Source organism: Ramlibacter sp. GCM10027632 (assembly GCF_042675325.1).
In the GTDB taxonomy this organism is placed as follows: domain Bacteria; phylum Pseudomonadota; class Gammaproteobacteria; order Burkholderiales; family Burkholderiaceae_C; genus Ramlibacter.
The window spans coordinates 60,770-74,016 of record NZ_JBHTGW010000007.1 but is presented as its reverse complement, the minus strand read 5'-3'; the positions used below and the strand labels follow the sequence as shown (position 1 = coordinate 74,016).

The following is a 13,247-nucleotide window of genomic DNA, read 5'->3' as shown; positions in this document are numbered from 1 at the left end:
AAGTCGGGATTCAAGGGAAATGGGAGGGGCGCGTTCACCGGAACCACACGAAGGTCATGACGATGAACAGCGGCACCAGCACGCCGCCGGACCAGAGCATGTAGCCGAAGAAGCCGGGCATGCGCACGCCCCGGTCCTCGGCGATGGCCTTGACCATCAGGTTCGGCGCGTTGCCGATGTAGGTGTTGGCGCCCATGAACACGGCGCCCGCCGAGATCGCGGCCAGGGTGGGCGCGAGCGCGTTCATCAGCACCTGGGCGTCGCCGCCGGCGGTGTTGAAGAAGACGAGGTAGGTCGGGGCGTTGTCCAGGAAGGAGCTCAGGGCGCCGGTGGCCCAGAAGTAGGCGGCCGGGTCGGGCGTGCCGTCGGGCCGGGTGACCGCGGACACGACGGCGCCGAAGGGTCCCTCGGTGCCGGCGCGCAGCATCGCGATCACCGGGATGATGGTCAGGAAGATGCCGGCGAACAGCTTGGCCACCTCCTGCATCGGCGCCCAGGAGAACTGGTTGTCCTCGTGCACCGAGGGCGGGGTGATCCTCAGCGAGGCCAGCGTCACCGCGATCAGGCCGATGTCGCGCACCAGGCCGGGCAGGCCCACCGGCGTGCCAGCGATGTCGAACGACACCGGCGACTTCCAGAACCCGCTCAGGAGCACCAGGGCCACGACCGCGCCCAGCAGGAGGAGGTTGCGGCCGCCGTCGATGCCGATCGCGCGCGTGTCGGGCGTGGGATCGACCGGAAGCAGTTCCTCGCGCCGGTGGTAGTACCACGCGTCCAACGCGAAGAACAGCGCCAGCAGCGTGCAGACCAGGAACAGCGTTTCCGGAAAGATGTGGCGCACCGTCCAGAAGAAGTCCACCCCCTGGAGGAACCCCAGGAACAGCGGCGGGTCTCCCAGCGGGGTCAGCGAGCCGCCGGCGTTGGCCACGATGAAGATGAAGAAGACGAACACGTGCGCCTTGTGGCGGCGGTTGTCGTTGGCGCGGATCAGGGGGCGCACCAGCAGCATCGAGGCGCCGGTGGTGCCCATGAAACTCGCCAGCACCGCGCCGATCGCCAGGATCGCGGTGTTCAGGCCCGGGCTGCCATGCAGGTTTCCGCGGATGTGGATGCCGCCGGCCACGGTGAAGAGCGCCGTCAGCAGGATCACGAAGGGGATGTACTCCGCCACCAGCGCGTGCACCAGGCCGGCGCCGGCGGCGGCCGGTCCGAACACCGCGGCGAAGGGCAGCAGGAAGGCCAGCGCCCAGGCGGCGGAGACCTTGCCGAAGTGGTGGTGCCAGAAGCGCGGCGCCAGCAGCGGCACCAGCGCGATGGACAGCAGGATGCCAGCGAACGGCAGGCCCCACAGCGGGGACAGCGCGCGACCGTCGAGGTCGGCCGCCAGCGCGAGCTGGGGAAGGGCAAGGGAAGCCGCGAGGGCGGCGCGCGTCGGCGTCATCCGGCGGGCGCCCCGGTCAGTCCAGCCAACGGGTGAAGGCCGACACCGGCTCGCGCGGCGTGTGGAAGGCGTTCACCGGGGCGGCCTCGTCGGCCCAGCCCAGGGACATGCCGCACACCACCATCTCACCCTCCTTCGCGCCGACATGCGGCAAGATGATCGAGGCGAAGGTGTTCCAGGCGGCCTGCGGGCAGGTGTGCAGGCCGCGCGCGCGGGCGGCCACCATCACGTTCTGCAGGAACATGCCGAAATCGAGCAGCGCGCCCTGGCCCGTGCCCGCGTCGACGGTGAAGATCAGGCCCACCGGCGCGTCGAAGAATCGGAAGTTGCGCTGGTGCTGCGCGTGCATCTTGTCCTTGTCGCCCTTGCCGATCCCCAGCAGGCCATACAGGCCCCAGCCGTTCTCGCGGCGGCGCTCGATGAAGGGCGACTCCCACCTGGGCGGGTAGTAGTCGTAGGCGTCGCGGTACTGCGCGGCCAGCGACGGGTCGGCGGCCAGCGCGTCGTGGGCGGCGCAGACCTTGGCCACCAGGGCGTCGCGGCTGGCACCCTGGAGCACGTACACGTTCCAGCGCTGGGTGTTGGAGCCCGAGGGCGCACGGCTGGCCACCTCCAGGATCGACTCGAGCATCTCGCGCGGCACGGCCCGGGACAGGAAGGCGCGCGCCGAGAAGCGGCTGGTGATCGCGGTGTCGACGCTGCCCGGGTCCTCGACGCGGGTGCTGACTTGGGGAGGGGTCATCGGAGTGTCTCCAGGGTCTCTCTGAGTTTTTCGGGAAGGGGAACCGGCCGGCGCGTGGCCTTGTCCACGTAGACATGGACGAAGTGCCCGCGGGCGGCGGTGAGCGCCGCGCCCTCGGCGAACAGCCCGATCTCGTAGCGTACGCTGCTGCCGCCCAGGCGGGCGACCCGCAGGCCGGCCTCCACCCGTTGCGGGAAGGCCAGCGGCGCGAAGTAGTTGCACTGGGTCTCGACCACCAGGCCGATGGTCTGGCCGTGGTGGATGTCCAGCGCGCCCTGCTCGATCAGGTGGCCGTTCACCGCGGTGTCGAACCAGCCGTAGTAGACGACGTTGTTGACGTGGCCGTAGATGTCGTTGTCGGCCCAGCGGGTGGCGATGGGCCGGAAGGCGCGGTAGGCGCTGCGGGGTTCAGGCTGGGGACGCGGGGCGACAGGCTCGGTCATGTCAGCCGATTCTGCCAGCGGCGCCAGTACTGGGTCGCGACGCGGAAGGTGTTGACCTGGCACTGCACCGTGTCCTCGATGCGGTGGCCGTAGCCGCCCGCCATGGCGAAGGCCAGGGGCACGCGGCGCTGGAAGGCCCAGTCGAAGACGCGCCGGTCGCGCGCCTCCAGGCCGTCCCAGGTGAGCTTCAGGCGACCGAGGCGGTCACCCTCATGCGGATCGGCGCCGGCCAGGTAGATCACCAGGCCCGGCTCGAAGCGCCGCTCCAGCTCACCCAGCGCGCCCTCCAGGGCCTCGAGGTAGGCATCGTCGGCGCAGCCGTCGGGCAGGTCGATGTCCAGGTCGCCCGGCTCCTTGCGGAACGGGAAGTTCTTCTGCCCGTGCATCGACAGGGTGAAGACGGTGGGGTCGCGCCGGAAGATGGCCGCGGTGCCGTTGCCCTGGTGCACGTCGAGGTCGATCACCGCCACCCGCAGCGGCCGCCGGCCGGCCCGCGCCGCCTCCGCCTGCATCAGGCGGGCCGCGACCGCGGCGTCGTTGAACACGCAGAAGCCGCCGCCCCGGTCGGCCAGGGCATGGTGGGTGCCGCCGGCGATGTTGGCGGCCACGCCCTCGCGGAAGGCGGCGCGGCAGGCGCTGATGGTGGCGCCCACCGAGCGGCGGGCGCGTTCGGCCATGGCCTCGCTCCAGGGAAAGCCGATCTCCCGCAGGACCTGCGGATCGACCGTACCGTCCGAGATCGCGCGGATGTAAGCGGGGGCATGGGCCAGGGCCAGCTCGCCGTCGCTCGCCGGCTGGGCCTGCATCAGCCGCACGTCCCCGGCCTCGACGGCCAGGCGGTCGCGCAGCAACTGGTACTTCGCCATCGGGAAGCGGTGCCCCGGCGGCAGGTGCAAGACGAACTGGGTGGCGTAGAACACCTGCATGGCGCGTGATTGTGTCGGCTGGGCGAAATCCGAGGCTTCTAGGCAGGCACTCCTAATTTTGTGCGCCGCAACAAAAAATGCTTGCAAAGCGCTTCGGCCGTCCGCATACTTCGAGCCATGCTGCAGCGCAACAAAGGTGAAGCCAGCGAGCAGCGACCAAGCAACCCATCCACCAGGAGTTAATTGAAATGCTGACCGCCGAACAACTGATCGCTTCCCACAAGGCCAACATCGAGACCCTCTTCGGCCTGACCTCCAAGGCCTTCGAAGGCGTCGAGAAGCTGGTCGAACTGAACCTGACCGCCTCCAAGGCCGCCCTGGTCGAAGCCGCCGGCACCACCGCCGCCGCCCTGTCCGTCAAGGACGCCCAGGAGCTGCTGGCCCTGCAGGCCTCCCTGTTCCAGCCCCTGGCCGAGAAGGCTGCCTCCTACAGCCGTCACCTGTACGAGATCGCCTCCGGCACCAGCGTCGAGTTCGGCAAGGCCTTCGAAGCCCAGGCCGCCGACACCCAGAAGAAGTTCATGTCCGTCGTGGACAACGCCGCCAAGAACGCCCCGGCCGGCAGCGAGACCGCCGTCGCCATGTTCAAGAGCGCCGTTGCCGCCGGCAACAACGCCCTGGAGTCGGTGCAGAAGGCCGTCAAGCAAGCCGCCGACGTGGCCGAAGCCAACTTCAACGCCGTCGCCAACACGGCCGTGAACGCCGCCAAGACCACCAGCCGCGCCAAGCGCTGATCGATCGCACCGGGCCCGCCAGGAACTTCCCGGCGGTGCCTGTTACAGAACACGTGACTCCTGTCCTTCGCGGGAGTCCTTCAGGTTGTCTCCTCGGGTCCTTTCGACACCTCCAAGGTTCAGGGATCCTTCCAACCCCGGCCCTCCAGCCGGGGTTTTTTTATGTGCAGCCCGGGAATTAATGCGAATAATTCTCGTTTGCCTTATGATCCGGCCAGCCTGAACCATCCACGAGGAACCCGATGCCCCGCCATGCCCTTGCCGTCGCCGGCCTGATGCTCGCCGCCGCCCTGCCCGTCCAAGCCCAGGACCAGGTGCTGAACCTGTACTCGGCCCGCCATTACTCGACCGACGAAGCGCTCTACGCCAACTTCACCAAGGCCACCGGCATCCGCATCAACCGGGTCGACGCCGACGACGCCGGCATCCTCGCCCGCCTCAAGGCCGAGGGCGCCGCCTCCCCGGCCGACGTGATCCTGCTGGTGGACGCCGCGCGCCTGCACAAGGGCGAGGTGGACGGCCTGTTCAAGCCGGTCAAGTCCAAGCTGCTGGACGACGCCATCCCGGCCCAGTACCACGCCCAGGCCACCGCCGAGGGCACCGCCTGGTACGGCTTCTCCACCCGCGCCCGCGTGGTGGTCTACGACAAGCTCAAGGTCAAGCGCGAGGACGTCGACACCTACGAGGAACTCGCCGACGCGAAGAACAAGGGCAAGGTCTGCCTGCGCTCCGGCTCGCACCCGTACAACCTCTCGCTGTTCGGCTCGGTGATGGTGCACCTGGGCGAAGCCCAGACCGAGCAGTGGCTCAAGGGCCTGGTGGCCAACCTGGCGCGCGACCCCAAGGGCGGCGACACCGACCAGATCAAGGCCGTGGGCGCCGGCGAGTGCCAGGTCGGCGTGACCAACACCTACTACATCGCCCGCCTGATGCGTTCCAACGCACCCGAGGACAAGGCGCTGATGGAGAAGGTCGGCATCGTCTTCCCGAACCAGGCGTCCTGGGGCACGCACCTGAACATCGCCGGCGGCGCCGTCGCGAAGCACAGCAAGAACCCCACGGCCGCGGTCCGATTCCTCGAGTACCTGGCCAGCGCCGAGGCGCAGAACTACTTCGCCAATGGCAACAACGAGTGGCCCACCGCCAAGGGCGTGAAGGTGGCCAACCCCGCCCTGGCCGCCATGAGCGGCGGCGGCAACTTCAAGGCCGAGACCATCCCGCTGGCCGCGGTGGGCGCCAACCAGGTCAAGGTGCAGCAGATGCTGGACCGCGTCGGCTTCAAGTGAGTTCGCGCGAGGCGCCCCGCGCGCCTGCCTGACGGGGCCCGGCCATGCCGGGCCTTTTTCATTTCCGGATCCACCCGCATAATCTGACGTTTACGTAAACGTCAAATCAAACCGAGACAAGGGGCATTCCATGGACATCAAGGGCAAGGTCTTCATCGTCACCGGCGGCGCGTCGGGGCTGGGCGAGGGCACGGCGCGCATGCTCGCCGGCGCCGGCGGCACGGTCGTCATCGCCGACATGCAGGCGGACAAGGGCGAGCAGATCGCCCGCGAGATCGGCGGCGCCTTCGTCAAGTGCGACGTGAGCAGCGAGGCCGACGGCCAGGCCGTGGTGGCCCAGGCCCTGTCCCTGGGCAAGCTGATGGGCCTGGTGAACTGCGCCGGCATCGCCCCCGCCGAGAAGACGGTGGGCAAGAACGGCGCCCACAGCCTGGCCGTCTTCCAGAAGGTGATCAACGTCAACCTGGTGGGCACCTTCAACATGATCCGCCTGGCCGCCGAGGCCATGTGCCGGAACGAGCCCGAGGCCACCGGCGAGCGCGGCTGCGTGATCAACACCGCCTCCGTCGCCGCCTACGACGGCCAGATCGGCCAGGCCGCCTACAGCGCCTCCAAGGGCGGCGTCGTCGGCATGACCCTGCCCATCGCCCGCGACCTCTCGCGCAACGGCATCCGCGTGATGACCATCGCCCCCGGCATCTTCGGCACGCCGATGATGTTCGGCATGCCGAAGGAGGTGCAGGACTCGCTGGCTGCCGCCGTGCCCTTCCCCTCGCGCCTGGGCACCCCGCAGGACTACGCCAAGCTGGCCCGCCACATCTTCGAGAACGACATGCTCAACGGCGAGGTGATCCGCCTCGACGGCGCGATCCGCCTGGCGCCGCGCTGAGCCTGCCCCTGCGATGCGCCCCCCAGGCTGTCCCGCGGCCGGAGCGCCCTTCGGCCGGGCAGGCGCTGCCCTGGCCCGAGCGGCGGCATCCGCCGCGGCCGCCCGCCCGTGAGCCCGCCCGTGAGCCCGCCCGTGAGCCCGCCCGTGAGCCCGCCCGTGAGCCCGCCCGTGAGCCCGCCCGTGAGCCCGCCCGTGATCGCACCGTGAAGGCCCGCCTGAGCGCCCTGCTGGCCGCGGCATTGCTCGCGGCCTGCACCCTGCCCTCGCCCGTCCCGCCCGTCGAGGCGAGCGCGCCGGAGGCGCCTTCGGCCCTGGTGGCCAAGGCCGGCTGGACCCTGCGCACCCACGCGGTCGCGGCGGCGCACCCGCTGGCCGCCGAGGCCGGCGACCGCCTCCTGCGTGCCGGCGGCTCCGCGCTCGATGCCGCGATCGCGGCGCAGATGGTGCTCGCCCTGGTCGAGCCCCAGTCCAGCGGCATCGGCGGCGGCGCCTTCCTGATGCACTGGGACGGCCGCACAGTCGAGGCCTACGACGGCCGCGAGACCGCCCCCGCGGCAGCAGACGAGCGCCTCTTCCTCGATCCCGAGGGCCGCCCCCTCGCCTTCCCCGACGCCGTGGTCGGCGGCCGCGCGGTCGGCGTACCGGGCGCGGTCCGCATGCTGGAGATGGCCCACCGCGCGCACGGGCGGCTGCCCTGGGCCCGGCTGTTCGAGCCGGCCATCGCACTGGCCGAGGGCGGGTTCCCGGTCGGCGAGCGCCTGAACACGCTGCTGCGCGGCGACCCCCACCTGCGCCGGGACCCGGCAGCCGCCGCCTACTTCTATGACGGCGGCGGCGCGCCCCTCGCCACCGGCGCGCTCCTGCGCAACCCGGCGCTGGCCGGCGTGTTCCGCCGCCTCGCCGCGGAGGGCTCGAAGGCCCTGCACGAGGGCGAGATCGCGCAGGCCATCGTCGACAAGGTGCGCGGCCACCCCACGAACCCGGGCCGGCTCACGCGGGCCGACCTCGCCGGCTACACGCCCCGCCAGCGCGAGCCGCTGTGCCACGACCATGCCGCGGGCGGACGCGAGTGGCGCATCTGCGGCTTCCCGCCCCCGGGCTCCGGCGCGATCGCGATCGGGCAGGTGCTGGGCCTGCTGGCCCGCACCGGCGCGGGCACCCAGCCGCCGCAGGACGGCCTGCCTTCGGCCGACTGGCTGCACCTGTACACCGAGGCCGCGCGCCTGGCCTTCGCCGACCGCGCGCAGTACGTGGCGGACCCGGACTTCGTCGCGCCGCCCGCCGGCGACTGGCGCAGCCTGCTGGCACCGGCCTACCTCGACGCCCGAGCCCGCCTGGTCGGTCCCCGCAGCCTGCGCGAGGCGCCGCCCGGCCGCCCCGGCGGCGTTCCCACCGCTTTCGCGCCCATGCACGACCAGCCCGAGCGCGGCACCACCCACCTCAGCGTGGTCGACGCGCAGGGTCGCGCGGTCGCCCTGACTTCGACCATCGAGGACCAGTTCGGCGCGCGCCAGATGGTCCGCGGCTTCCTGTTGAACAACGAGCTGACCGACTTCAGCTTCCTGCCCGCCGACGCCCAGGGCCGCCCCGTCGCCAACCGGGTGGAGCCGGGCAAGCGCCCGCGCTCGTCGATGTCTCCTACCCTGGTGTTCGACAAGGCGAGCGGCCAGCTGGCGGCCACGCTGGGCAGCCCGGGCGGCGCGATGATCATCCACTACACCGCCAAGGCCCTGGTCGGCACGCTGGACTGGGGCCTGGACCCGCAGCGGGCCATCGACCTGCCCAACTTCGGCTCGGTCGGCGGCCCCACCCTGCTCGAGGCCGGCCGCTTCCCCGCCGCCACGGTGCAGGCCCTGCGCGCGCGCGGCGCCGAGGTCCGCGAGGTGCCCCTGACCAGCGGCCTGCACGCCCTCAGCCGCACGCCGGCCGGCTGGTCCGGCGGGGCCGACCCGCGCCGCGAGGGCGTGGTCCGCGGCGACTGAGGACCGCCGGCCCCGCGCCGGGGCACAATCGCCCCTTCGCATGGCCATCCCCGAGTCGTTCATCCAGGAATTGCTGGCACGTGCCGACGTCGTCGAGATCGTCGGCCGCTACGTGCCGCTGAAGAAGGCCGGGGCCAATTTCTCCGGCCTGTGCCCGTTCCACACGGAAAAGTCCCCTTCGTTCACCGTCAGCCCCACCAAGCAGTTCTTCCACTGCTTCGGCTGCGGCAAGCACGGCAACGCCATCGGCTTCCTGATGGAGCATGCCGGCATGGGCTTCGTCGAGGCGGTCAAGGACCTCGCCGGCCAGTACGGCATGCAGGTGCCCGACGACGACCGCTCCCCGCAGGACCGCGAGCGCGCCGCGCAGCAGCGCCAGAAGCAGGCCACGCTGACCGAGGTGCTCGAGAAGGCCGGCGAGTCCTACCGCAAGCACCTCAAGGCCTCGCCGCGGGCGGTGGCCTACCTCAAGGGCCGGGGCCTCTCGGGCGCGGTCGCCAAGCAGTTCGGCCTCGGCTATGCGCCCGAGGGCTGGCGCAGCCTGGCCAGCGTCTTCCCCGACTACGACGACCCGCTGCTCGCCGAGAGCGGCCTGGTGATCGTCCACGAGGAGGACGACAAGCGCTACGACCGCTTCCGCGACCGGATCATGTTCCCGATCCGCAACGTCAAGGGCGAGTGCATCGGCTTCGGCGGCCGGGTCCTGGGTGACGAGAAGCCCAAGTACCTGAACTCGCCCGAGACCCCCGTCTTCAGCAAGGGCCGCGAGCTGTACGGCCTGTTCGAGGCGCGGCAGGCGCTACGCGAGAAGGGCTTCGTGCTGGTCACCGAGGGCTACATGGACGTGGTGGCCCTGGCGCAGCTGGGTTTTCCCAACGCGGTGGCGACGCTGGGCACGGCCTGCACCACCGACCACGTGCAGAAGCTGTTCCGCTTCACCGACAGCGTGGTCTTCAGCTTCGACGGCGACGCCGCCGGCCGCCGCGCCGCGCGCAAGGCACTGGAGGGCGCCCTGCCCTATGCCACCGACGTGCGCTCGGTGAAGTTCCTGTTCCTGCCGCCCGAGCACGACCCGGACAGCTACATCCGCGCGCACGGCGCCGACGCCTTCTCCCGCTACGTCAGCGAGGCCACGCCGCTCTCTCGCTTCCTGGTGGACAGCGCGCGCGAGGGCTGCGACCTGTCCACCGCGGAAGGCCGCGCCCACATGGCGGCCAACGCCAAGCCCCTGTGGGGGCTGCTGCCTGACGGCGCGCTCAAGCGCCAGCTGCTCGGGGAGTTCGCCGATCTCGCGGAACTCGATGCCCGCGAGCTGGCCGCCCTGTGGAGCGGCAAGCCCGCGGGCGGCCGCCGCGAGGGCGGCGGGCGCGGCGAACGCCGCGGGGGCTGGGAGCGGCACGAGCCCGCCGAGTACGACGGCCCGGGTGACTGGCCGGGTGAAGGCGCCGGCGGGTGGCACGGCGAGCCGTCGGCAGACGGGTCCGGTGAACGCGGCGGGCGCAGCGCGTCCGGCGGCGAACGCTCCGCCTGGCGCCGCAAGGGCCGCCGCGGCGGCGGGGGCGGCTTCGGCGATGAGCCGGCGCCGCGCCGCACGCGCGGGCGCAGCCTGCCGCCGGGCCGGGCCGACCGGGCCCTGCAGATCCTGCTGGCCGACGCCGCCGCCTGGGGCCGCCTGTCCAATGACGACCACCACCTGCTGTGCGAGCTGGCCGCGCCCTACGGCCCGCTGTTCGCTTGGCTGGACGCGCGCATGCAGGACCACGGCCCGCAGCCCTGGGAAGACCTGCGCGGCGAGCTGCAGGGGCATGAGCACGAGGCCTTCGCGGTCAGCCTGATGGGCAAACTGCCGGCCGATGTGCAGGCCGACCCGGGCGAGCTGGGCAACATCCTCTCGCTGGAGCACGCCAAGCGACGCGCCGAGGAGATGCAGGACCTCGCCCAACGGGCCGCCACCGACCCCGCCGCCTACGAAAGATTGAAGGAGCTGGTGGCGCGAAGCCGCAACCCGGGCGCTTGAAAACGCCCCGCTCCGATATAATGTAAGGTTTGCTACTCGGCAAGAGCGACAGCAGCACCTCCGGGCCCGGCCAACTGTGCCAACAGCGCACGACCCGCCCCCTTACCGCAAGGACTGCACACCAAATGTTCGCCCTCCCATCTTGCCACTGGGTCGCGCCTGCCCGCTGAGGGGTGGTGCCCCCTGTCTCCTCGCGCCGGGTTCGTGGCGCGCTTGTGTTCCTGCCGTTGTTTTTGATGTCCCGGAGTATTCGTAGATGCCCGCTCAAAAGTCAGCCCAAGCCAGCAAGACTGCCGCGAAACCCGTTGCCAAGAAAGTGATCAAACCTGGCTCGCCAGCCGCCAAGACCGCGCTGAAGTCCGTCGCCGAGACGGGCAAGGCCAAGGCCGCTGCCGAGCCCGCAACGAAAGCGAAAGCCAAGCCAGTGTCAGCTACGAAGACCACCGTCAAGCTCGTCAAAGCCAAGAAGACCACCGACGAGGCGGTCGCCAAGGAAGAGGTCAAGAAGACCGCCAAGGCCGCCGCGCCGGCCGACGATACGTCCGCCGCCCCGGTCGCCAAGAAGAAGCCGGGCCGCCCGCCCAAGGCCGCCGCCGCCGAATCCGACGCGCCTCCCAAGGCTCCCGCCAAGCGGGGCCGCAAGCCCAAGGCGGCCGCCAAGGCCGAGGGCGGTGACGAGGAGGACATGTCCGACATCGAGGCCGAGTTCGCCGAGGAAAGCACCGAAGTCGCCGAGACGACCGAGAAGGTCAAGCCCCTGCGCATGAAGATCAGCAAGGCGAAGGAACGCGCCTTGATGAAGGAATTCGGCCTGGACGAGACCGTCCTCACCGAAGAGGAAATGCTCAAGCGCCGCCAGCGCCTGAAGACCCTGATCACGCTGGGCAAGACCCGCGGCTACCTCACGCACTCCGAGATCACCGACCACCTGCCCGAGAAGCTGGTGGAGGCCGAGACCCTGGAAGTCGTGGTCACCATGCTGAACGACCTCGGCGTGGCGGTGTACGAGCAGACGCCCGACGCCGAGATGCTGTTGTTGAACAACACCACCCCGACGGCGGCCACGGCTGAAGAAGCCGAGGAAGAGGCCGAAGCCGCCCTGTCCACCGTGGACAGCGAATTCGGCCGCACCACCGACCCGGTGCGCATGTACATGCGCGAGATGGGCACGGTGGAACTGCTCACGCGCGAGGGCGAGATCGAGATCGCCAAGCGCATCGAGGGCGGCCTGATGGCCATGATGGAGGCGATCTCCGCCTCGCCCGCCACCATCGCCGAGATCCTGCGCATGGCCGCCGAGATCCGCGAGGGCAAGGTGGTCATCTCCACCATCGTCGACGGCTTCTCCAACCCCAACGAGGCCGACGACTACGTGGCCGAGGAAGACTTCGACGAGTTCGACGCCGACGACGATGACGACGGCAACGGCGGCTCCAAGGCCCTGACCAAGAAGCTCGAGGAGCTGAAGAACCAGGCGCTCGAGCGCTTCGACCGCATCGCCGACCTGTTCGAGAAGATCCACAAGATCTACGACAAGGAAGGCTGGGGCTCGCCCGCCTATGCCAAGGCCCAGCATGCGCTGTCCGCCGAGCTGATGACCATCCGCTTCACGGCCAAGACCATCGAGAAGCTGTGCGACATGGTGCGCGGCCAGGTCGACGACGTGCGCAAGAAGGAGCGCGAGCTGCGCCGCATCATCGTCGACAAGTGCGGCATGCCGCAGGAAACCTTCATCAAGGAATTCCCGCCCAACATCCTGAACCTCAAGTGGGTCGAGAAGCAGGCCGCCGCCGGCAAGCCCTGGAGCGCCGTGATCGCCCGCAACGTGCCCCCGATCCAGGAGCTGCAGACCAAGCTGGCCGACATCCAGGCCCAGGTCGTGGTGCCGCTGGCCGAGCTGAAGGAAATCAACCGCCGCATGAACGAGGGCGAGGCCGCCTCGCGCGACGCCAAGAAGGAGATGATCGAGGCCAACCTGCGCCTGGTGATCTCCATCGCCAAGAAGTACACCAACCGCGGCCTGCAGTTCCTGGACCTGATCCAGGAAGGCAACATCGGCCTGATGAAGGCGGTGGACAAGTTCGAATACCGCCGCGGCTACAAGTTCTCCACGTATGCCACCTGGTGGATCCGCCAGGCCATCACCCGCTCGATCGCGGACCAGGCCCGCACGATCCGCATCCCGGTGCACATGATCGAGACCATCAACAAGATGAACCGCATCTCGCGCCAGCACCTGCAGGAGTTCGGCTTCGAGCCCGATGCGTCCATCCTGGCGGCCAAGATGGAGATCCCCGAGGACAAGATCCGCAAGATCATGAAGATCGCCAAGGAGCCGATCTCGATGGAAACCCCCATCGGCGACGACGACGACTCCCACCTGGGCGACTTCATCGAGGACACCTCCAACACCGCGCCGATCGAGGCCGCCATGCAGGCCGGCCTGCGCGACGTGGTCAAGGACATCCTCGACAGCCTCACCCCGCGCGAGGCCAAGGTGCTGCGCATGCGCTTCGGCATCGAGATGAGCACGGACCACACGCTGGAGGAAGTCGGCAAGCAGTTCGACGTCACCCGCGAGCGCATCCGCCAGATCGAGGCCAAGGCCCTGCGCAAGCTCAAGCACCCGAGCCGCTCGGACAAGCTGCGCAGCTTCATCGACTCGCTCTGACCGGCCAGCACGGTGCGAGACAAAGGGACCTGCGGGTCCCTTTTTTCATGGCCGCCGCGCTTGAAGCGGGGGCTCGGCCGGCCTATCGTGGATCGTGGCGAATTTCCATCGCCGCA

10 protein-coding genes are annotated in these 13,247 nt (G+C 70.0%); 6 read left to right on the top strand and 4 right to left on the bottom strand.

The genetic code is table 11. The features are described 5' to 3' along the window. Positions 1 to 34 precede the first annotated feature (34 nt). From ACFQZY_RS11990 to ACFQZY_RS11975, 4 genes are read right to left on the bottom strand one after another with little or no spacing between them, the layout of a single operon-like run. Positions 35 to 1,441, bottom strand: a complete 1,407-nt coding sequence (locus ACFQZY_RS11990; RefSeq protein ID WP_377416007.1) for a sodium:proton antiporter — start codon at positions 1,439 to 1,441, stop codon at positions 35 to 37. Between the two features lie 16 nt (positions 1,442 to 1,457). Further along, complete coding sequence (locus ACFQZY_RS11985; protein ID WP_377416005.1) at positions 1,458 to 2,183, bottom strand: nitroreductase; 726 nt, start codon at positions 2,181 to 2,183, stop codon at positions 1,458 to 1,460. After that, positions 2,180 to 2,626 (bottom strand): acyl-CoA thioesterase, encoded by a 447-nt coding sequence (locus ACFQZY_RS11980; RefSeq protein ID WP_377416003.1) that lies wholly within the window; start codon positions 2,624 to 2,626, stop codon positions 2,180 to 2,182. Before ACFQZY_RS11980 ends, ACFQZY_RS11985 begins: the two co-directional genes overlap by 4 nt. Then, entirely contained in the window at positions 2,623 to 3,552 is a 930-nt protein-coding gene (locus tag ACFQZY_RS11975; protein ID WP_377416001.1) for a histone deacetylase, read from the bottom strand. The genes ACFQZY_RS11980 and ACFQZY_RS11975 overlap by 4 nt, the downstream gene beginning before the upstream one ends. A gap of 188 nt (positions 3,553 to 3,740) precedes the next feature. On the opposite strand from ACFQZY_RS11975, the gene ACFQZY_RS11970 reads away from it, so the two are divergent. From ACFQZY_RS11970 to rpoD, 6 genes are all read left to right on the top strand, one after another. Beyond that, on the top strand, positions 3,741 to 4,286 hold the full coding sequence (locus ACFQZY_RS11970) for a phasin family protein (protein WP_377415999.1): 546 nt from the start codon (positions 3,741 to 3,743) through the stop codon (positions 4,284 to 4,286). A 242-nt stretch (positions 4,287 to 4,528) separates the two neighbouring features. Continuing rightward, complete coding sequence (locus tag ACFQZY_RS11965) at positions 4,529 to 5,572, top strand: extracellular solute-binding protein (RefSeq protein WP_377415997.1); 1,044 nt, start codon at positions 4,529 to 4,531, stop codon at positions 5,570 to 5,572. A 130-nt stretch (positions 5,573 to 5,702) separates the two neighbouring features. After that, a complete protein-coding gene (locus ACFQZY_RS11960) occupies positions 5,703 to 6,461 on the top strand; it encodes a 3-hydroxyacyl-CoA dehydrogenase (protein ID WP_377415995.1) in 759 nt (252 codons plus the stop codon). Between the two features lie 203 nt (positions 6,462 to 6,664). Then, positions 6,665 to 8,443: a gamma-glutamyltransferase family protein gene (locus ACFQZY_RS11955; RefSeq protein ID WP_377415993.1), complete on the top strand. Its 1,779-nt coding sequence runs from the start codon at positions 6,665 to 6,667 to the stop codon at positions 8,441 to 8,443. Positions 8,444 to 8,483: 40 nt separating this feature from the next. Continuing rightward, positions 8,484 to 10,460, top strand: a complete 1,977-nt coding sequence (gene dnaG / locus ACFQZY_RS11950; protein WP_377415991.1) for a DNA primase — start codon at positions 8,484 to 8,486, stop codon at positions 10,458 to 10,460. A gap of 256 nt (positions 10,461 to 10,716) precedes the next feature. Next, complete coding sequence (rpoD, locus tag ACFQZY_RS11945) at positions 10,717 to 13,131, top strand: RNA polymerase sigma factor RpoD (RefSeq protein WP_377415989.1); 2,415 nt, start codon at positions 10,717 to 10,719, stop codon at positions 13,129 to 13,131. Positions 13,132 to 13,247 lie beyond the last annotated feature (116 nt).

Coding starts and splice junctions, on each gene's coding strand:
- ACFQZY_RS11965 (WP_377415997.1), top strand. CDS start 4,529: ATGCCCCGCCATGCCCTTGCCGTCGCCGGCCTGATGCTCGCCGCCGCC.
- rpoD (WP_377415989.1), top strand. CDS start 10,717: ATGCCCGCTCAAAAGTCAGCCCAAGCCAGCAAGACTGCCGCGAAACCC.
- ACFQZY_RS11990 (WP_377416007.1), bottom strand. CDS start 1,441: ATGACGCCGACGCGCGCCGCCCTCGCGGCTTCCCTTGCCCTTCCCCAG.
- ACFQZY_RS11960 (WP_377415995.1), top strand. CDS start 5,703: ATGGACATCAAGGGCAAGGTCTTCATCGTCACCGGCGGCGCGTCGGGG.
- ACFQZY_RS11985 (WP_377416005.1), bottom strand. CDS start 2,183: ATGACCCCTCCCCAAGTCAGCACCCGCGTCGAGGACCCGGGCAGCGTC.
- dnaG (WP_377415991.1), top strand. CDS start 8,484: ATGGCCATCCCCGAGTCGTTCATCCAGGAATTGCTGGCACGTGCCGAC.
- ACFQZY_RS11980 (WP_377416003.1), bottom strand. CDS start 2,626: ATGACCGAGCCTGTCGCCCCGCGTCCCCAGCCTGAACCCCGCAGCGCC.
- ACFQZY_RS11970 (WP_377415999.1), top strand. CDS start 3,741: ATGCTGACCGCCGAACAACTGATCGCTTCCCACAAGGCCAACATCGAG.
- ACFQZY_RS11975 (WP_377416001.1), bottom strand. CDS start 3,552: ATGCAGGTGTTCTACGCCACCCAGTTCGTCTTGCACCTGCCGCCGGGG.